The organism is Streptomyces sp. NPDC057702, assembly GCF_042799315.1.
GTDB lineage: Bacteria > Actinomycetota > Actinomycetes > Streptomycetales > Streptomycetaceae > Streptomyces.
In genome coordinates this window covers 51,677-71,182 of record NZ_JBHVJC010000032.1, presented here as the reverse complement: position 1 = coordinate 71,182, position 19,506 = coordinate 51,677, and the positions used below count along the sequence as shown (strand labels likewise).

General features: G+C 71.6%; 16 protein-coding genes and 4 CRISPR repeat arrays. Of the genes, 10 read left to right on the top strand and 6 right to left on the bottom strand.

Annotation, left to right across the window (positions count from 1 at the left end):
• Positions 1-1,028: 1,028 nt before the first annotated feature.
• The gene (locus ACFVFR_RS23985; protein ID WP_383705027.1) at positions 1,029-2,420 is read right to left on the bottom strand and encodes an NAD(P)/FAD-dependent oxidoreductase; all 1,392 of its coding nucleotides are present in this window, start codon (positions 2,418-2,420) and stop codon (positions 1,029-1,031) included.
• A 796-nt stretch (positions 2,421-3,216) separates the two neighbouring features.
• On the opposite strand from ACFVFR_RS23985, the gene ACFVFR_RS23980 reads away from it, so the two are divergent.
• From ACFVFR_RS23980 to ACFVFR_RS23965, 4 genes are read left to right on the top strand one after another with little or no spacing between them, the layout of a single operon-like run.
• Positions 3,217-4,794 carry a PP2C family protein-serine/threonine phosphatase gene (locus ACFVFR_RS23980; RefSeq protein WP_383705100.1) on the top strand — a complete coding sequence of 526 codons (1,578 nt, stop codon included), beginning with the start codon at positions 3,217-3,219 and terminating at the stop codon, positions 4,792-4,794.
• Positions 4,791-5,885, top strand: a complete 1,095-nt coding sequence (locus ACFVFR_RS23975; RefSeq protein WP_383705025.1) for a B12-binding domain-containing protein — start codon at positions 4,791-4,793, stop codon at positions 5,883-5,885. Before ACFVFR_RS23980 ends, ACFVFR_RS23975 begins: the two co-directional genes overlap by 4 nt.
• Complete coding sequence (locus ACFVFR_RS23970) at positions 5,882-6,310, top strand: STAS domain-containing protein (protein ID WP_383705023.1); 429 nt, start codon at positions 5,882-5,884, stop codon at positions 6,308-6,310. Before ACFVFR_RS23975 ends, ACFVFR_RS23970 begins: the two co-directional genes overlap by 4 nt.
• 51 nt (positions 6,311-6,361) lie before the next feature.
• A complete protein-coding gene (locus ACFVFR_RS23965; protein WP_383705021.1) occupies positions 6,362-6,910 on the top strand; it encodes a MarR family winged helix-turn-helix transcriptional regulator in 549 nt (182 codons plus the stop codon).
• A 580-nt stretch (positions 6,911-7,490) separates the two neighbouring features.
• A CRISPR array of direct repeats spans positions 7,491-8,041; the repeat unit is 24 nt; unit sequence GGTCCCCGCGCGTGCGGGGGTGGT.
• 165 nt (positions 8,042-8,206) lie between these two features.
• Here the strand turns inward: ACFVFR_RS23965 and ACFVFR_RS23960 are convergent.
• The 3 genes from ACFVFR_RS23960 to ACFVFR_RS23950 all read right to left on the bottom strand — a co-directional run bounded on the left by ACFVFR_RS23960 (position 8,207) and on the right by ACFVFR_RS23950 (position 10,723).
• Positions 8,207-8,617, bottom strand: coding sequence for a hypothetical protein (locus ACFVFR_RS23960; RefSeq protein ID WP_383702974.1), 411 nt, complete (start codon positions 8,615-8,617; stop codon positions 8,207-8,209).
• 82 nt (positions 8,618-8,699) lie between these two features.
• Positions 8,700-9,095 carry a hypothetical protein gene (locus ACFVFR_RS23955; RefSeq protein WP_383705018.1) on the bottom strand — a complete coding sequence of 132 codons (396 nt, stop codon included), beginning with the start codon at positions 9,093-9,095 and terminating at the stop codon, positions 8,700-8,702.
• A gap of 413 nt (positions 9,096-9,508) precedes the next feature.
• Complete coding sequence (locus tag ACFVFR_RS23950) at positions 9,509-10,723, bottom strand: helix-turn-helix domain-containing protein (protein ID WP_383705016.1); 1,215 nt, start codon at positions 10,721-10,723, stop codon at positions 9,509-9,511.
• A gap of 396 nt (positions 10,724-11,119) precedes the next feature.
• A CRISPR array of direct repeats spans positions 11,120-11,571; the repeat unit is 25 nt; unit sequence CTGGTCCCCGCGCGTGCGGGGGTGG.
• 30 nt (positions 11,572-11,601) lie between these two features.
• On the opposite strand from ACFVFR_RS23950, the gene ACFVFR_RS23945 reads away from it, so the two are divergent.
• Positions 11,602-11,862: a hypothetical protein gene (locus tag ACFVFR_RS23945; RefSeq protein ID WP_383705014.1), complete on the top strand. Its 261-nt coding sequence runs from the start codon at positions 11,602-11,604 to the stop codon at positions 11,860-11,862.
• Between the two features lie 304 nt (positions 11,863-12,166).
• A CRISPR array of direct repeats spans positions 12,167-12,927; the repeat unit is 28 nt; unit sequence CTGCTCCCCGCGCGTGCGGGGATGGTCC.
• 105 nt (positions 12,928-13,032) lie between these two features.
• Here the strand turns inward: ACFVFR_RS23945 and ACFVFR_RS23940 are convergent.
• Together ACFVFR_RS23940 and ACFVFR_RS23935 are read right to left on the bottom strand one after the other, a co-directional pair.
• Entirely contained in the window at positions 13,033-13,533 is a 501-nt protein-coding gene (locus tag ACFVFR_RS23940) for a hypothetical protein (RefSeq protein WP_383705012.1), read from the bottom strand.
• On the bottom strand, positions 13,526-13,906 hold the full coding sequence (locus tag ACFVFR_RS23935; protein WP_383705010.1) for a hypothetical protein: 381 nt from the start codon (positions 13,904-13,906) through the stop codon (positions 13,526-13,528). Before ACFVFR_RS23935 ends, ACFVFR_RS23940 begins: the two co-directional genes overlap by 8 nt.
• 881 nt (positions 13,907-14,787) lie before the next feature.
• Here ACFVFR_RS23935 and ACFVFR_RS23930 point away from each other — a divergent pair.
• The 5 genes from ACFVFR_RS23930 to ACFVFR_RS23910 all read left to right on the top strand — a co-directional run bounded on the left by ACFVFR_RS23930 (position 14,788) and on the right by ACFVFR_RS23910 (position 19,489).
• Entirely contained in the window at positions 14,788-15,711 is a 924-nt protein-coding gene (locus ACFVFR_RS23930; protein WP_383705008.1) for a transcriptional regulator, read from the top strand.
• A 48-nt stretch (positions 15,712-15,759) separates the two neighbouring features.
• Positions 15,760-16,794 (top strand): transcriptional regulator, encoded by a 1,035-nt coding sequence (locus ACFVFR_RS23925; protein ID WP_383705006.1) that lies wholly within the window; start codon positions 15,760-15,762, stop codon positions 16,792-16,794.
• 261 nt (positions 16,795-17,055) lie between these two features.
• Positions 17,056-17,939: direct repeats of the CRISPR family, unit length 28 nt; unit sequence CTGCTCCCCGCGCGTGCGGGGATGGTCC.
• A 1-nt stretch (position 17,940) separates the two neighbouring features.
• On the top strand, positions 17,941-18,300 hold the full coding sequence (locus ACFVFR_RS23920; RefSeq protein WP_383705098.1) for a tyrosine-type recombinase/integrase: 360 nt from the start codon (positions 17,941-17,943) through the stop codon (positions 18,298-18,300).
• Between the two features lie 14 nt (positions 18,301-18,314).
• The gene (locus tag ACFVFR_RS23915) at positions 18,315-18,662 is read left to right on the top strand and encodes a helix-turn-helix transcriptional regulator (protein ID WP_131123849.1); all 348 of its coding nucleotides are present in this window, start codon (positions 18,315-18,317) and stop codon (positions 18,660-18,662) included.
• Positions 18,659-19,489 carry a hypothetical protein gene (locus ACFVFR_RS23910; RefSeq protein WP_383705004.1) on the top strand — a complete coding sequence of 277 codons (831 nt, stop codon included), beginning with the start codon at positions 18,659-18,661 and terminating at the stop codon, positions 19,487-19,489. Before ACFVFR_RS23915 ends, ACFVFR_RS23910 begins: the two co-directional genes overlap by 4 nt.
• The last annotated feature ends 17 nt before the right edge of the window (positions 19,490-19,506 follow it).

Sequence of the window (19,506 nt, the reverse complement as noted above, 5' to 3'; positions counted from 1 at the left end):
CCCCCGCGAACGCCGCCGGCGAGCGAGCGCCCTCAGCGTAGGTCGCCCCACCCCACACCACCCGACGACGCGTGCCGAAGCGACCCGAGACCACCGCACTGGCGTTACGGGGTGCGGGGTGCGCTGGCGCGCGGCGTAGGGGGATGGGCCGGGGCGCGGTGTGAGGGCCCGGCGGTGCGCTGGGCAGCGCGGCGGCCCGCAGGTGCGCTGGCGCGCCGCGTCGGGGATGGGCTGGGGCGCGGCGTGGCGGCTCGGCCGCTCGGCTTGGGGGCCCGGCTCAGCGGCCCAGGGACGCTGGGCGGGGGCGGACCGGCGCGTTGCGGGCGCGGGCACGTGGCTGGGGGGTGCGCCGGGTGCACGGGCCTCGCGGCTTGCCCACGCGGTTGGGGGACGCGCTGGGTGCGTGGCATGCCCGTGCGTGGCGGGGTACGGCTGTACGGCTTGCGGGGGTGTGCGGCCTACGGCGCGGCGTGCGGCGGCGTCGGGCTCGTCGCGGGGCGGGGGCTTGCGCGGGGTGCGCGGCGCGGGGCCGCGCGTGCGATGGCGCGCGAGCGGGCCGCGTACAGCGACGGGTGGCGCGGGTGCCGGTTGGGTGGCGTGCGGGGGCGGGAGCGGCGTGCCGGAGCGAGCCGGGTACGGGGCCGGCGGTGCGCGGATCGAGTGCGCGCGGCGGCGTGGGGGTGGGCCGGGCGCGGCAACGCTTGGCGTACGGACGGCGGCGGGTGAGCGCGTGCCGTACGCGACGGGCGGCGTACCGGGCCGGGCGTACGGAACGGAGCGGGCACGCGGCGTACAGGGGAGCCGGCCGTGACGGCGGCGGGGGCGCGGGGCGGCCGTGACGGCGGCGGGGGCCGCGTACGAGGAACGCCGAGGGTGTTCGGGGCGGGGCTTGGCCGGGGTGGGTACGACGAGGGCGCCCACCCCACGGATTGGTGGACGCCCTCGTCGTGTGCTGTGTGCGGGCCGTGCGGCCCGCCCGGTGTGCGGTCGTCGGGGAAGCCCGGGTCAGGGGCTTCGGCGACCGGGGACTACGCCTTGGCCTTGGCGTCGTCCTTCTTCTCCACCGGGGCCGCGGTCCGGGTCGAGACCGGCGAGGCGGCCTCGAAGAACTCCTCGCGCGGGTTCTCGATGGCGCCCAGCGAGACGACCTCGCGCTTGAGGAACATCCCGAGCGTCCAGTCGGCGAAGACGCGGATCTTGCGGTTGAAGGTCGGCATGGCCATGCCGTGGTAACCACGGTGCATGTACCAGGCGAGACGGCCCTTGAGCTTGAGCTTCATCTTGCCGACGACGATCATCGCGACGCCCTTGTGGAGGCCGAGGCCCGCCACCGCGCCCTTGTTGGCGTGCTTGTACTCGCGCTGCGGGAAGCCCCGCATGCCCGAGATGACGTTGTCGCCGAGGACCTTGGCCTGCCGCAGCGCGTGCTGCGCGTTCGGCGGGCACCAGGCGTTCTCGTTGCCGGCCGCGCGACCCACCAGGTCGGGGATCTGCGCGTTGTCGCCGGCGGCCCAGATGTAGTCGCTGCCCTGGACCTGGAGGGTGGGGGCGGTGTCCACGTGGCCGCGCGGGCCGAGCGGCAGGTCGAAGCGGGCCAGCGCGGGGTTGGGCTTGACGCCCGCCGTCCACACGATGGTGCTGGCGTCGACCTCAAGCCCGTTGTTGAGCACCACGTGACCGTCGACGCAGGAGTCCATGCCGGTCTTGAGGTAGACCTCGACGCCGCGGCCCTCCAGGTGCTCCTTGCCCCAGGCGCCCAGCTTCGGGCCGACCTCGGGAAGGATCTTGTCGGCCACGTCGACCAGCACGAAGCGCATGTCCTCGCGCTTGACGTTCGGGTAGTACTTGGCCGCGTCCCGGGCCATGTCCTCGACCTCGCCGACGGTCTCGGCGCCGGCGAAGCCGCCACCAATGAAGACGAAGGTCAGCGCCTTGCGGCGGATCTCCTCGTCGGTCGTCGAGTCGGCCTTGTCGAGCTGCTCAAGGACGTGGTTCCGCAGGCCGATGGCCTCCTCGACGCCCTTCATACCGATGCCGTTCTCGGCCAGGCCGGGGATCGGGAAGGTACGGGAGACCGCGCCGAGCGCGATGACCAGGTAGTCGAAGGGCAGCTCGTACGCCTCGCCGACCAGCGGGGCGACGGTGGCGACCTTGCGGTCCTGGTCGATGGTCGTGACGCGGCCCGTGAGGACCTCCGCCTTCGGGAGCACGCGTCGCAGCGGAACCACGACGTGGCGCGGGGAGATGCTGCCGGCCGCAGCTTCGGGAAGGAAGGGTTGGTACGTCATGTACGACCGCGGGTCGACGACCGTGACGGTCGCCTCTCCGTACCGCATCTTCTTCAGGATGCGGCGTGCCGCGTACAGACCTACGTACCCACCGCCTACAACGAGGATTCGGGGACGCTCCGTGGTGCTCATGATTCGAGTATCCAGCACCCCCAGGAGGGTTGCTCGTGAGCCCCTTCACAAGGATGCCGAGTGGCTCTGCTACACTGCGCGGCCCCCGTGATCGATCCCATACTCTCCACGGGGAACCGCACGCCTTCCCGAAGCGTTGCACACCCTCACTGATCAGGCGATGTAGGGCTACGCGCGAGTAAGTCGACGGCCCCGGCGGCTGTTCCGTATCTCGCGTTTAACTCGGCCGAAACAGGGCGCGACCCGACACGGGACTCCGCAAGGGCCGGGAACTGGCCCGCCGGCCGGCTCCGAGGTGGCCACCAGGACATTTTTCATGTGAAGGATTTCACGAACTTTCTGGCGGCCGGGGTCTCCAGGCCGCCCGGAGAGCGCCAAACGCCCCGGTTTCGGCCCCGATTGCCTCCCTCCTCGGCGACGGCCGGGGAGGAGCGGGGGCGGGGTGGGCCCACCGGCTGTCGGGAGGCGGGACGGAGGCCGCGCGTCGGCGGTGGCGGCGGGCGGGGCACCGGGTCGCCCACGCCGCGTCTGGTGTGGAAGGGCCTGCGCGCGGCACTCGGTGGTCGCCGGCGCGCACGCCACCTTCACAGGTGTGCGGATGGGCGGGTGGGCACGGGGATGGCTTGTCAGCGCGCCGGGCCGTGGGGGATGGTTTCCTGAAAGCAATGATTCCGTTCGAGCGAGTGAGGTGAGGGATTCGCGCAGCGGGTCCTCCAACGTGGTCTCCACCCAAGCGGACACCGTCACGTACGCGGAGCCGGACTTTCCCTGGGCCCAGGCCCCGTACCCGGTACTGGTGGCTGACGCGTCGGGCATCCTCGTCCAGCGCAACGACGCCGCTCTGGCCCTCCTGCCCGCGGCGCGTGCGGGCGCGCGTCTGACCGACGTGGCCCCGAGCTGGCTGGCCACGGCTCACCGGGCGGCGTCCTCGACCAACCCACGAGAGGAACGGGAGCCGGGGCTCCCCCCGTGCGGCGAGATCGACGGGCTCCGCTTCGAGGCGCACCCCACCGTGTGCGACAACGGCACGGTGGCGTGGTGGCTGGTGGACGACACCAGTCACCAGCTCGCCCGGGAGGAACTCCGTACGCAGCGAGAGCGGACCGCGTTCCTGGCGAAGGCGTCCAGCCTGTTGCTCTCCAGTCTCAACCTGGGTCGCTGCATGGACGTGACCGCGCGGATGGCCGCCGAGCACCTCGCCGACGCCGCCCTGGCCATCGCGCCGGCGCGGGGCCGACGGCTGCCCGTGGTGACCTGCCTGCGCGGCGACTCGCCCCGCACGTCCCAGGAGGACGTGGAGCCCGAGGACGTCCCCGGCCTCGGCGAGGCGCTGCGCGGGTTCCCCCCGGTGCCCTCCCGGTGGATCGACCCCGCCTCGGCGCCGGACTGGATGATCCCGCCCGGGTTCGGCCCGGTCGGCTCGATCGTCATCACCCCGCTGCCCGGACACGGCGTCCCGGCGGGAGCCCTGGTGTTGCTCCGCAAGGTGGGCAGCGCCTCCTTCACCGACGAGGAGGAGGTCTTCGCCCGGCTCTTCGCCGCCCGGTCCGGTGCGGCGATGTCCGCGGCACGCCTGTACGCGGAGCAGGCGGGCATCACCGAGGTGTTGATGCGGGAGCTGCTACCGCCGACGCTGCGTCAGATCTCCGGCGTGGACTTCGCCGGCGGCTACCGCGCCTCGTCGGACCACGAGCGGGTGGGTGGGGACTTCTACGACGTGCACCCCGCCCCCGTGGAGGGCCAGCCCTCGCTCGTCGCCCTCGGGGACGTGTGCGGAAAGGGCCTGGAGGCCGCCGTGCTCACCGGCAAGATCCGTAACACCCTGCACGCCCTGCTTCCCATGGCGGACGACCACCAGCGCATGCTCACCCTGCTGAACACAGCGCTGCTGAACTCCCATCACACCCGGTTCGCGACCCTGGTGTTGGCCTCCGCCGCCCGCAAGCGCAACGGCGTCGAGGTGAGACTGACCAGCGCCGGCCACCCCAGCCCACTGATCGTCCGGGCGGACGGGACCGTGGAGGAGGCCGACACCCGCGGCACCCTGGTCGGGGTGATGCCGGAGGTTCCCTCCCGTACGGTCACCGTCACGCTCTCTCCCGGGGAGTCCTGCATCCTCTACACCGACGGCTTCACCGAGGCCAAGGGCGGCCCGATGGGTGATGCCCAGTTCGGTGAGGACCGTCTCAGGCGTGCCCTGTCCGAATGCGTCGGGATGCCGTCGGAGGGTGTCGTGGAGCACCTTCAGATGCTGGCCTCCCAGTGGCTCGGCCGGCGCCGTCACGACGACATGGCCGTCGTGGCCATCTCGGCGCCCCGCACCCACCATCTGAGCGCGGTGGACGGGCACACCCGGGGCAGGTACACCGCATGAACACGAGCACCCCGTCCCGGCTCCCCCACGGCACGCGTCCTGGGGAGCTGGCCGACCGGCTGTGGGACAGCGTCACGGCCAAGGACCTGCACTCCGCCACCGAGGTCGTGCTGGGCGCCCTGGACGAGGGCGTCGACCCCGAGTTCCTCCTGCTGGACGTCATCGCCGCGGTGCAGGGCAAGGTCGGCGAGGAGTGGGCCGCCGCCCGGATCAGTGTCGCCCAGGAACACGCCGCGACCGCCATCAACGAACGCGTGGTCGCGGCGCTCGCCGCGCATCCCGCCGCCCGTGGCAGCGGGCACCTGGGCCGGATCACGGTGGCCTGTGTCGACGGCGAATGGCACGCACTGCCCGCCCGCCTGGTCGCGGAGGTGTTGACGCTGCGCGGCTGGCAGGTCGACTACCTCGGCGCCCAGGTCCCCTCCGCCCGGTTGATCGCGCACCTGCACCACACCCACGCCGACGCGGTCGCGCTCTCCAGCTCGATCGCCACCCGCCTGCCCACCGCGCACGCGGCGATCACCGCCTGCCAGGCCGTGGGCGTGCCCGTGCTGGTCGGCGGCGCCGCGTTCGGACCGGATGGCCGGTACGCGCATCTGCTGGGCGCCCAGGCGTGGGCCCCCGACGCCCGTACCGCCGCCGACATCCTGGCCCTGGGGCCGCTGCCGCAACCACGCCTCGACCACCAGCAGATGGACGACCTGCCGCACCTGGCCGACCAGGAGTACACGATGGTCGTCCGCAACAGCGACGCCCTCGTGCGGGCCGTCTTCCACGCGTTGGAGGACGCTCTGCCCCTCATGCGGGAGTACGACGACGCCCAGCGGGAGCGCACGGCGGAGGACCTCGCGCACATCGTGGAGTTCCTCGGTACGGCCCTCTACCTCGGTGACGAGGACCTCTTCCGGAGCTTCCTCACCTGGACCGCGCGGATCCTCGCGGCGCGCGGGGTGCCCACGCGGTCCCTGCCGGCGGCCCTCGCCCTCTTCGCCCGCGAGCTGAAGGACTTCCCCCGGGCCGTCCGCATCCTGGAGCACGGCTCCGCCGCCCTGACCACCGCCACCCCCACCGACACCGGACGACGCGTATGACCACCCTGCCCCCCACTCTGCGCCTGTCCACCGTCGAGGCCGACGGCGGCGTCCGCGTGGAGATCACGGGAGACCTCGACTACGACAACGCCGACTTCCTCCTGGAGGAGGTCACCGCCCGCCTCGCGGCCCGGCGCGACCTGGCGAGCCTGCGCCTGTCCTTCGCCCACGTCGGCGTCATCGACTCCATGGGCCTGTCGACCCTGCTGATGATCGCCCGCCGCGCGACCTCGGCGGGCGTGCGCCTGCACCTGGAGAACCGGCCCGCGCGGCTGGACCGGCTCCTCGTTGTCACCGGTACGCTCGAACACCTCACGGCGCCGCCCCCCGCCGGCACCGCGACCCCCCACCCGGCCTCGGCACCCCCCGCGACCGAGGGGGAACCGAGAGCGACCCGCCCCACCGGGCCCAACAACAGCACCTGAGCCACCTGCCGGGTCAACCACCGGGCACGAGCACACAGCCGACGGGGAGCCATGCCCGCACCAGACGCCGACGCCAGCAGCATCTGCTCGGAGGCCACCGACGCCGCCAGCGGCATCGCCGAACTCCTCGACGTCATGTGGGAACGCGCGAGAGACTCCACCGCGCAGGCCACCGCGCCCGCGTCCGTCTCGCAGTTGCGACTGATGTACGTCGTCGACCGGCAGGACGGCATGCGGATGCGCCGGCTGTGCCACCTGCTGGCCTCCTCACCGCCGAACGTCAGCCGCATGTGCGACCGCCTGCAGACCATCGGCTTCCTGGAACGCCTCCCCTGCCCCGACAGCGGGCGCGAGGTCGCGCTGAGGCTCAGCACGGCGGGCAAGAGGCACCTCCAGCACGTCCGCGAGGAACGCGAGAGCATGCTCCACGAGGCCATCCACGGCATGTCCGTACGCGAACGCCACGCACTGGCCGAGGGGCTGGCCGGACTCGCCACCCAGCTCACGGCCCACGACCCCACCCCCGACGGGCCCGCCGTCCCCCCGCTCCCCGCCCCCGACTCCCCTCTCCTCACCGCCGGTCACCACGCCCCGTGCTGACGGGGTCGCCAGCAGGTGGGGGCAGCGGCGGGGCGGGCGGGGCCCGCAGGAGCGCGCGTGCCGGGTGAGGCCCGGTGGGGGTGTGCGGGCGAGGCCCGGGGGGAGTGTGCGGGCGAGGCCCGGGGCGTGTGCCGGGCGAGGCCCGGTGGGGGTGTGTCGGGCGAGGCCCGGTGGAGGTGTGTCGGGTGGGCCCCGGGGGCGTGTCGGGTGGGGCCAGGCCTGGTGGGCGCGTGCCGGGCGGGGCGCTCGTGGGCTGTTCCCCGCCTACGCGGGGTGGCCCGCCTTCTCCCATCCAGTTCGGTGGGGTGGCGGCCTGGCCCCTCGCGTGGGGGTGCCCCGCGTTGCCACCCCCGAGGCGGCACCAAGCCACGCTTCGTCAACCGGCCTGGCTGGCAAGGGATATCGCGACAGTCGCGTCGTACGCGGATGCGGATACGGTGGGGGCAAGCCCGAGCGCGCCTCCCGGGCGACCGACTCTGCGAGAGGGTTGCGGGCGACTTGCGAGACTTAGGCGATAGGTCGCGATCGGTGAAAGTTGCAGAAAACCGGCCTCCTGCCGGGTAAACCCGCAGGTCAATTACTGGTCCCCGCGCGTGCGGGGGTGGTCCCATCAGCCGCTGGTGGGGCCGATCCAGCAGCATCTGGTCCCCGCGCGTGCGGGGGTGGTCCCCGGTTCGCCGCGCCCGTAGAGCTCCACGATGGCTGGTCCCCGCGCGTGCGGGGGTGGTCCCTGCTACTGGGACGCAGGCAAGCGGGGCAACGGCTGGTCCCCGCGCGTGCGGGGGTGGTCCTGCTCTCCCACTCGGCGGCTGTTGCGGTGCTCACTGGTCCCCGCGCGTGCGGGGGTGGTCCCTGCTCTCTTGGCCCTGCGGACCGTGTCACCGGCTGGTCCCCGCGCGTGCGGGGGTGGTCCCAAGTGGCCGCGCTGCTGGTCCCCGCGCGTGCGGGGGTGGTCCCGGCTGGTGACACCCGTGCCCGATCCCCTGGTCCCCGCGCGTGCGGGGGTGGTCCCTTGATCTTGAGGGCTTGCCGGATCGCTCCCTGCTGGTCCCTGCGCGTGCGGGGGTGGTCCGGCCCAGCCCCTCGGGCCGGTCGCGACGATCCGCTGGTCCCCGCGCGCTCGGGGGTGGCCCCGGACAGATCGTGTAGGCCGGCATCGTGTGGACCTGGCCCCCACGCGGGGTTGGTCCCGCCATCGCGGCGGCCCAGATGTTCAGGGCACTTCCGTCCCCGCAGTCGCGGGGCTCCCCCACACCCACCCCCACCACTCCACGGACGCCCCGCCACAAACAACCCTCACCAGCCCCCACCACGAAGCTCACCCCCCGGCGGCTGATTAACAACGAACGCCGGAGTCTTACCCAACGCCGCACTCAACGCCGTGGCCACAGCGATCTCCTCAGCCAAGTCCTCCGCCCGCGCCCAACGACGCTCATACAAGCAACCCCCCGAGCGCGCAGACCGACCACCACCCACCACCCGCACATCCTCACCATCAGTCCAACCACCATCCACCACAATCACCAACTGCTCCGGATCACGCCCCAACGCCGGACGCTGGTCGATAGTCAACGCACGATGCACCACCGGCAACTCCAACCCCAACGCGAACGCCGCCCGCCCCGCCGCCGCCATCACCGACTCATACGGACGCAACACCACACCCGGCACCTGCCACGGCGCACGAACACTCCGCACCTGCAACACACACGGCCAACCACCCGACAAGTCACCCGGAGCACCCGGATCACGCGGACGCCACACCAACACATTCACCCGCACCTCACGCCTACTCACCCCACACCCCCAACCCGGAACGCACGCGAGCGTGCAACGCCACAAGGTCGAGCCCACACTCCCCCGGAGCCTTCCCATTGGTCGTCAACACACCCGAGACATTGGCGCCGTCCGACCAGAAGAAACCCCCCGCACCAACCAACGCGTCCAACCCCACCTGAAACCACCCCGGGTTGGGCCGAACGGTGTGCTCCGCATGCGCCCGAGGATCGAACTGCGCCACCTCATACGCGTACTGAAACTCCGCATCACTCACTCGCACCCACCGCACACCAGGCACGGCCAACGGCCCGTCCGCGAGAAAGAAACGCAACACCACACCCTGCGCGATACGCACCTCGTGCTCACCGGTCAACACAGCCCTGACCCGATCACTCACGTTCACCACCCACCCTCCTCAACCTGGTGGTCCCGCCAGCGATGCGTGCCAAGCACCTCAACGGCCTCACGCCGCCGTCGCACATCCCCCAGAGCGTCCGCCCGCTCCGCGACGATCCAGATCGCCCGACACCTCGCACACGAATCCGACACGTCCTCCCACGCCTGCCGATCGTGCTTGTCGATCAACGCCGCCAACCTCGCGTCAGCGGGGGTGGGAGCCGGAGCCTCACTCATCAACCCACCCCCGCCAAACACGGCGAACAAGGCCACACGGGCCCGTACGCTGGAACATGACTACCTGCCTCGTTCGGGTCGTCCACGCCCCCGGACCGGTCGCACGGTCGCGGGGGTCTTGCACTACGTAAGCGAACCGCGACTGGCAGCAGCGAACCAGGGACGGAACGTCCCAGTTCTGCGGGCTTAGGCGGCCACGCCCAGGAATGTCGCCAGCTTTCGCAGGCCGGGCGGGCGGTTCGGCCCGGCCCACAGGTCGGTGACGATGGAAACGGCGAGTGTGTGGTGGCGCAGCCAGGCCGGAGCGACCCGGTGCAGGGTCTGGAGAGCACGCACGGCTCCGGCCGCGTCTCCGACGTCCGCGTACGCGCGAGCGATGTCGAGCAGCAGCCATGAACGCCACGAGGGGGGGACGTCCTTGTTCAGGCGCATCCCACGGGCGATGTCGAGCGCCTCGGCGGGTCGCTCGTGCTGGGCTGCCAGGCGTACACGCTCGATGCGTACGGATGACGTGTTGAACACCGAGACCAACCTGCCGTCCACGTTCGCCGGAAGCCGGGCCAGCCGCTTGGCCGCGGCTTCGGCGGTCCGCATCATCTCGTCGGCCGTGTCGTAGTCGTCGCTCCGGGCGTACGAGGTAGCCGCTGACATCAGGAGGCCGCCCCAGACTCGGACGCCTTCGGCGGACCGCGCGTACTCCCGCTCCACCTCGTCGCCGGCGCGCACGGCCACATGCTTGGCGTCGCACAGACGGTTCTGCCGCTGGTAGGCCCATGCCACGGAGCCGGAGATCATCGGCGCCAACAGCGGATCGGACGACTGTCGCGCGGCGTCTATGGCGCGCTCCAGCGCGGCAAGGGCCAGGTCGGACTTCCCCAGCCGAAGGGCGAGATGCCCGCTGAGCTGGAGAGCCTTGCCGAGCGCCGCCTGTCCCGCCGCTCGCTGCTCGGGCCGACCCACCGCCGCCAGCAGGCGGGCGTCAGCGATGATGCCGGGGAGCTGTTCCATGACGCGACCGAACTCCGCCGCGTGGTAGAGCGTCCACCCCGCCGCCAACTCGGCGCGCAGAAGCGGGAGGGTCAGCGAATCGGCGGCCGTCGGTTCGGGAGGCGGGGCGAAGAGCGGCGGCATGATGGCCCGCCGTACGGCGACCAGTTGCGGAGGTTCAATGTCTCCGCTCGACGGCACTCCGGGGGGATCGCCCAGCAGACCCGTCAACTCGACGCCGAGCCCCTTGGCGAGTGCGTGCAGCGTAGGGAGGCGGGCGCCGTGCTTACGGTTCTGCTCCAGCTTCCGCACCACGTCGACGGAGACGCCGGATCGCTCGGCCAAGCCCTCTTGAGTGAGGTCAGCGAGGCGACGGAGCTTTGCGATGCGATCGCCCAGGTGCTCAACTGCCATACGTAGGACGGTACTCCGCTCGCCAGCGGGCCGCCGCGCGCTCATCTCCCCCCGCGTGTACGGGAGTAGCCCCACCCGCAGCGCCTCCGGCGGGGCCCGTCAGGGGCGCTGCTCGCATTTCCCGCTGACCGCTCCGAACACTCTGGAAGCGCCGTTCCGCATCCCCTACCGGCGCCGCCTCAACCCGCGACTCGAAGGAGCCCTCGCTACCGCACGCGCGCCCACGGCCCCAGGTAGGGTCAGCGTTCGCGGCTGGAGCCGGGGCAGGCGACTTCAGCGCCCGACGGGCCAGTACGAGGCGAGGTGGGCGTTATGCCAGGCTTGAACGATAGGTCGCGATCGGCGGAAGTTGCAGAAAACCGGCCTCTCGCGGAGTAGACCCGCAGGTCAATTGCTCTGGTCCCCGCGCGTGCGGGGGTGGCCCCGCGCCGAAGGCGCCCGCCAGACCACCCCAGAGCTGGTCCCCGCGCGTGCGGGGGTGGCCCCGACTACCTAATGGGTCACTACGGGCTGATGCACTGGTCCCCGCGCGTGCGGGGGTGGCCCCGGCCCGCGAGCACACGGGCCAGGAGGAGCCGGCTGGTCCCCGCGCGTGCGGGGGTGGCCCCCCAGTCGTGCACGTCGGTCATCTTGACGTCTCCTGGTCCCCGCGCGTGCGGGGGTGGTCCCTCCTCCCTGACGCTGGCCCCCCACCCGTACCCCTGGTCCCCGCGCGTGCGGGGATGGTCCCTGGCGGGCGGGACATCCGTCGGTCGGCCTTATCTGGTCCCCGCGCGCGGGGATGGTCCCAGCATCGCGCCCACGCCGTGCTTGATCGCGGCCCGCTCCCCGCGCACGCGGGGGTGGCCCCAGCGGGGCCAGTCGCTACGCTCGACTCCATGCGCGTACGGGGAGTGGACCCGCGAGACACGTCCTGGGAACAGGAAGACGCCACCTATCGGGCGTACTTCTGGGACAGGTCGACCGGGGTAGCGGACGAGTACGAACTGACCGGCGCCGACGTCGGGGAGGTCCTGGCCTGGGTGCGCGCGAAGACCGAGGAGACGGGCTCGACCTACACGCTGTATGTGCGCGTCACCGACGGAGGCAAGCCCGGCCTGATCCGTCTCACCGGGGTGGCGGGCGATCCGTTCGCGTGAAGCCTCCGCACACCGGTCACGGGCCGCTATCTGTACGGGCCCCTCTTCGGCGGTGGCCGCGTCACGCGGCGCCCTGGGCACGTCGGGGCGAGTGGGGCCGCCAGCCGCTCCCGCCGAGCCTCGGATAGGCCGCGCTGCACGCAGATGCGACTGGAGCGGGCCGGCGAGGTCCGACGCTAGGCTGGGCAGCCTGCCCGACCGAGAGGACACGGTGAGCGAATTGCGAACTTCGGCCGATAGGTCGCGATCAGCGGAAGTTGCAAGAAACCGGCCTCCCGCCAGGTAAAGCCGCAGGTCAATTACTCTGCTCCCCGCGCGTGCGGGGATGGTCCTCGACCGACAGCCATCGTGGGCGAGGGCAGCCGCTGCTCCCCGCGCGTGCGGGGATGGTCCCTTCCCCCAGATGGACGACATCCTGGCCGCACGCTGCTCCCCGCGCGTGCGGGGATGGTCCCGGCAAAGCCGGCGCGGACTGGCAGCCCGTGCGCTGCTCCCCGCGCGTGCGGGGATGGTCCCGCGGAGACGGCGCTCCTCGTGTCGGCCGGTGTCTGCTCCCCGCGCGTGCGGGGATGGTCCCACGCCATCTGCACGAACTGGCGTACGGCACACGCTGCTCCCCGCGCGTGCGGGGATGGTCCCTGACCATCTGCCGCAGCTCGAAAGAGTCGCGCTCTGATCCCCGCGCGTGCGGGGATGGTCCGACACAAAGCCCGGAAAAGGCAGTGTCGGAGCGCTGCTCCCCGCGCGTGCGGGGATGGTCCTTCCAGGCTCCCCGGCGCCTGGGTGCTGCGAGTCTGCTCCCCGCGCGTGCGGGGATGGTCCCTGCGCACATCAGGCAGCGACGTACGGCCCCGGCTGCTCCCCGCGCGCGCGGGGATGGTCCCTGGGTGACGCGGGTCGATCGCAGCGTGACGCCCTGGTCCCCGCGCGTGCGGGGGTGGCCCCGCCCGAACTTAGACCACCCGTCCCTGTTCACGCTGGTCCCCGCGCGTGCGGGGATGGCCCCTGTGGCGCACCCGCCACCCCATCACCCGTGTGCTGCTCCCCGCACGCGGGGCTGGCCCCGCCATCGCGGCGGCTCAGATGTTGAGGGCGGCGACCTCCCCGCAAGCAGCGGGGGTCACCCGACCCAGCCCCCGGCGCCCGGGGGCCGCCTCGGCGTGGACAATCTCACCCGCCCTCGCCGTGGCAGGCGCCCGCCGGTGGCTGGTTGACGATGAACGCCGGGGTCTTGCCCAGCGCCGCGCTCAACGCCGTGGCGACGGCGATCTCCTCCGCCAGGTCCTCCGCCTCCGCCCAGCGACACTCGTACAGGCAACCCGCCGAGCGGGGGAACCGGCTGCCGGACACCACCCGGACGTCCTCGCCGTCGGTCCAGCCGCCGTCCACGACGATGACCAGTTGCTCCGGATGGCGACCGAGGGCCGGACGCTGGTCGATGGTCAGGGCGCGGTGCACCGTCGGCAGCTCCAGCCCCAGCGCGTACGCCGCACGGCCGGCCGCCGCCATCACCGACTCGTACGGGCGCAGCACCACACCCGGCACCTGCCACACCGTACGGGCGCTGCGCACCTGGAGCACACGCGGCCAACCAGCCGCCAGATCACCCGGTGCGCGCGGGTCGCGCGGTCGCCACACCAACACGTTCACCCGCACCTCACGCTCACTCACCCGACACCCCCGCGCGAGCGCGCAGCGCGCCGAGGTTGAGCCCGCACTCCTCCGGCGCCTTTCCGTTGGTGGTCAACACACCCGACGCCGCCGCGCCGTCCGACCAGAAGAAACCCCCCGCACCCACCAACGCGTCCAACGCCACCTGAAACCAGTCCGGATTGGGCCGTACGCCATCCCCCGCGCGTTCCCCCTCGTCGAACTGCGCCAGCTCGTACGCGTACTGGAACTCCACGTCGCTCGCCCGCATCCACCGCGCGCCGGGCGCGGCCAGCGGACCGTCGGCGAGGAAGAAGCGCAACACCACACCCTGCGCGGTACGCACCTCGTGCTCACCGGTCAGCACGGCCCTGACCCGATCACCCAGGTTCACCTCCCACCCTCCTCAACCCGGTGGGCCCGCCGGCGATGCGCGCCAAGCACCTCAACGGCCTTACGCCGCCGCCGCACATCCCCCAGAGCGTCCGCCCGCTCCGCGACAATCCAGATCGCCCGACACCGGGCACAGGAACCGGGCGCGTCCTCCCGCGCCTGCCGGTCGTGCTTGTCGATCAACGCCGCCAACCTCGCGTCGACGGGGGTGGGAGCCGGAGTCTCACTCATCAACCCACCCCCGCCGAACACAGCGAACAAGGCCACACGGGCCCGTACGCTGGAACATGACTACCTGCCTCGTTCGGGTGGTCCACACCCCCGGACCGGTCGCACGGTCGCGGGGGCCTTACTCGCTCTAGGCAACCGCGCCACTACGGACAGCGGTACTGTGGCGGCCCCGCCGGGCTTCAATTCCCGTCAACGCCAGGGGCGGTCATGGCCGATCGGGCACCGAACGAGAAACTTCGACATCTCTTCCACGAGACACAGTGGACACTTCGACAGTTCGCCCAGCACACCAACCGACTGGGCACCGAGCGAGGCGCCCCCAGGACGTACAGCGCGCAGACGGCATGGGCCTGGCTTCAGGGAGCGATGCCGCGCGAAACCGAATCCCGCTCCCTCATCGTCGAAACTCTGGCGCGGCGCCTGGGCCGCGCCCTCAGCCTGACCGACGCGGGGTTCCCCGCTCCGGGCGAGGTATCGCACACGAATACGGGTAGAGATCTGGTCGACAGTCTCGTAGCCCTGGGGAGGCAGTCCGTGGACCCGACGCGACGTGGTGTCGTTGCCGGCGTTGGGGCATTCTCAGCCGCGCTGGCCGTTCCGGGGTGGGCCGACGCCGCAGACCGGCTCTCCGCTGTCACGACAACACCGCATATGCGTGTGGGGATGGGCGAGGTGGAGGCGGTCAAAGCACTCACTAACCAGCTCAGTGCACTCGACGACGAGTACGGCGGTCAGCATGCACGGCCGATGGCGGCGGCGTTCCTCGTCAACACCGTGGCTCCGTACCTACGGGCCGAAGCATCGGAAGAGGTACGACGGGCCATGCAGCACGCGGCGGCGATGGCGTCGTACGTCACCGGATGGATGGCCGTGGACGAGGGGCTGCACGGCCTGGCGCAGCAGTACTACGTCAAGGGCCTCGAACTGGCTCGTATGAGTGGCGACCGCATGGCGTACTGCCACATCCTCCGTGGCATGTCCGTACAGGCAGCCGACCTGGGACACGGGCCGACGGCACGCCATCTAGCCGAAGTCTCGGCCGGTGCCGCCCCCTCGTCCTCGCCCCGGATGCGCGCCTTCATCACCGGGCAGCAGGCGTACGCCTACGCGGTCGCCGGCGACCGTACACGAGCATGGAGCGCGCTGCGTGAGGCAGAGCGGGCGGTCAGCCAGGCGGAGAGCCCTGTCGGGCGGCTGGGCGGCTTCTCCGCGGCGACGCTCGCGTACGCCACAGCGCAGGTACACGTATCGCTTGGGGACACGAAGAGCAGCGTGCGATCACTGCACGACCACTTCAAGCTCCGTGACCACACAGACAGCCGCCGAAGCGAGTTGCTCCACGCAAGCCTTCTGGCTGAACGACAGATCGCCACCGGATACCTGGATGCCGCCTGCGCCACGTGGGACCGCGTGCTGACGGCATATCCGGCCATGCACTCCGGCCGTGTGGATGCTCGCGTACGTTCCGCTACCCGACTCCTCACACCACACCTGGCCCACCCCCTCGCCCGTCAGACGCATGACCGGGCACGTTCCCTCCTCGCTCAACGAAGCGCGCGCGTCCAGGCGCTCTGACGATCAATTCGACACTCTGGCGGACGAGTTCCCATCCGGAGGTTGCGCATGAATCCGGCACGGCGACGCGTCGCACAGGTAGGCGTCATTTCCGCCGCACTCGTCGTCCCCGGCTGGCCGGATGTGGTCGGGCGCGCGCAGGCCGCACAGCGGAACGCGCACACCACGATCGGACAGGCCGAGGTGGACTCGGTAGACGCGATGATGTCGCGTCTACGGACCATCGGACAGGATGTTGGCGGGCAGCAATCGCGGCCGATGGCCGGCGCGTTCATCGTCAACACGGTGGCCCCGTATCTGCGCGCGTCCGCGCGCGAGCCCATCCGCAAGGCGATGCTGTCGTCAGCGGCGATGGCGTGCTACTCAACTGGGTGGATGGCCATGGACGAGGGGCTTCAGGGGCTGGCGCAGCGGTACTACGTCAAGGGCCTGGAGCTGGCCGGCGCAGCGGATGACTACATGGCGTACTGCCACATCCTGCGGGGCATCAGTGTGCAGGCCGCGAATCTGGGGCACGGTGCGCCGGCCACGCGGTACGCGAACGCCGCCGCTGACGTCGCTCCCTCGCGTGGCCCGTACATGCGCGCGTTCATGGCTGGGCAGCAGGCACACGGGTACGCCATGGCCGGTTCCGGCCGGCTGGCTCTGGACAGCTTGCGCGAGACGGAACGCGCACTCGACACCGCCACGAGCGGGCCCGGGTCCGTGGGCGGCTTCAGCTACTCCACTCTGGCGTACGCCACGGCGCAGGTGCGATACGAGATGGGCGACACCAAGGGCAGCGTGAGTTCGCTACAAGATCACTTCAGGCTGCGCCGCGACACGGACAGCCATCGGTCATCGATGATCTTTGGCGGTCTGCTCGCCGAACGTCAGCTGGAAATCGGCCACCTGGACGCCGCTTGCTTCACCTGGAACCGCGTGTTGGACGAGTACCCCACCATGCACTCAGGGCGGGTTGACGACCGCGTGCGAGCGATCGTCAAGCGCCTCGCCCGACACCAGGCGAACGCCGGCGCGCGCCACACCCGCGATCGAGCGCGTTCCCTCCTCCTTCGACGGAACGCGCTCTCCGCGACCTGACAACTGGCCGCGCCCCAGCAGGAATACCGGGGCGCAGCCACTCGGGGCCTCGCCCGGGACACGAGCCTGGGCGGCCCGTTCCTGCCCGCAGTCCCAGGTATCGTCAGCGCTCGTGCCTGGCGCCAGGGCAGGCGCCTTCGGCACCCGACAGGCCAAGGAGAGGCATGCGTGGGTAATTTGCCAGACTTGAGCGATAGGTCGCGATCAGCGGAAGTTGCAAAAAACCAGGGCTCCGCCAGGTAAACACGCAGGTCAGTTACTCTGCTCCCCGCGCGTGCGGGGATGGTCCTCTCGGGGTGGCGTGCCGTGAGTCGTGGGTCGCCTGCTCCCCGCGCGTGCGGGGATGGTCCCGCGCTGGACACCCGGCACTGGAGCAACGCCGCCTGCTCCCCGCGCGTGCGGGGATGGTCCCTGGTCCATCGCCCACAACCCCCGGCGGCGGGCCTGCTCCCCGCGCGTGCGGGGATGGTCCCGGCGCGAGCCGCGCGCAACTCGCCCTGATGCACTGCTCCCCGCGCGTGCGGGGATGGTCCCCCGGGCGGGGCGCAGGCGAGGTCGGGGCCCGTCTGCTCCCCGCGCGTGCGGGGATGGTCCCTGGTCGCACACCTGCCTGAGTGACGGCATGGTCTGCTCCCCGCGCGTGCGGGGATGGTCCCCGCCTACACGGTCGAGGCGGAGCAGGCCGGCACTGCTCCCCGCGCGTGCGGGGATGGTCCACGTGGCACCTGGCGCCCGACCAGGTGGGCCTGCTGCTCCCCGCGCGTGCGGGGATGGTCCCGCCACCGGCTACCGCAAGCGCACCGGCGAGCTCTGCTCCCCGCGCGTGCGGGGGTGGTCCCGCCAAGACACCGCCGTCGCCCGCCGACATCCGCTACTCCCCGCGCGTGCGGGGATGGTCCCGAGGCGGCGTCGGCCTTGTCGTACCGGCCGGGCTGCTCCCCGCGCGTGCGGGGATGGTCCCGAGCTCGGTGGCAGCGACACCCTGCGAGCCATCTGCTCCCCGCGCGTGCGGGGATGGTCCCGTCGCGGCCACCGCGTCGTAGGACCAGCCAGGCCTGCTCCCCGCGCGTGCGGGGATGGTCCCGTGGGCCGTTTCTCCCTGGCAACTCCCTAGGCCTGCTCTCCGCGCGTGCGGGGATGGTCCCGCTGGACTGGGCCGTCGAGGCGGTCGCGGACTACGTCGAGAACGTCCGGCCGCGCTTCGGGTTCCCCGACCACCCGGCTCTCTGGATCACCGAACGCGGCGGACGCCTCCAGCCCGGCTCCATCAACGACCGGTTCGAGGCATACCGCGACGCCCTAAAGCTCCCAAAAGAACTCGTCCCGCACTCAATCCGTCATTCATATGTCACGCATTTGACCGAAGACGGAGTGGATAGGCGATTCATTCAGCAGCAGGTCGGTCACGAGTGCGACAGCTCCACGACCATCTACACGCACGTCAGCGACGACTTCATGAACGCTGCCTTGAGCAAGGCCCTGGCCCCGGCGTTCGCCGGCGTCTGACGAGGAAGGACCCGATGATGGCCGCCAAGCTCGACTACCACTGGCACCTGCGCAAGGTCATGGCGGACCGCGGGATGTTCTCCACCACCGACCTCATCCCGCCGCTGAAGGAACGCGGTATCAGCCTGTCGTCGAGCCAGGTCTACCGGCTCGTCGTCGAGCGGCCCGAACGCCTCAGCCTGAAGATCCTCATGGCCCTGCTCGACATCCTCGACTGCACCATGGACGACCTCATCGAGCCCATCGCCGTGGCCGGCTCCGCGACGAAGCCGAAGAAGGCCGCCGCAGGTGGCACGTCGGTCTCCGAAGGAGTCGGCGACCTGCGGCCCCGGCGAGCCCGCATCAGCGGGGTCGACCGGTGACAGGTCTCGCCGAGGAGGTCATCGCGGATCCGGTCGGCCTGGTCGTGCGGCTGATCGGGAACGTCGAAAAGAGCCTCCCCGCCGAGCGCGTCCGCGACATCGTCCTCACGGTCGTACGCACACGAGCCGGGCGCCGCAGCCTCGCCCAGGCCCTGCACGACGACCCGTCACTGCTGCGGACCGGACAGCCGCCGGCGCCCTACTGCGTCGCGAAACTGCTGATGGCCCTGAACGAGACGGGCTCCCAGGACGTTGCACTGCCCCACTGCGGCGAGTGCGGCCGCGCATGCCGCTACGTCGGCAGCAGCACCGGAGGCCGGTGGGGATGCTCACCCTGCCTCGACAAGCCCGCCGTCTGCGCGGGATGCCACGAAGTACGACGCGTCGTCAGCCGGGACCGCCGCGGTGAGCCCCGCTGCGCGAACTGCCCGGACAGCGAGGGCGATCCACTCCAGGAACTCACCGAACTCGTCACGAACCTCGACCCCGCCCTCAACGACGTCGCAGTCCTGGCCGCGCTCGGGCGGGCCACCGTCCGGCCCGCCGGCCAGCGCCGCCTGGCCTGGGCCGTCGTCGCCTATCCTGAGCTGCTGACCGGTGCCGGCTACGAAGCCCCCACCCCGGCCGCCCTACGGTTTATCGACGAACTCGTCAGGGCCGGAGCGACCAAGGTCGTCCGACCGGCCTGCCCACGCTGCCACGGAGTGAAGACGCTGTCCAAGCTGCTGGACGGCAAGAGGATCTGCCGGGCCTGCTTCGCCCACCACGCAGCCGTCTCCTGCTTCGGCTGCGGCGCCGTGCGTGAGCCCGCCACCCGCGACGCCTAGGGCCGGCCGTTGTGTCC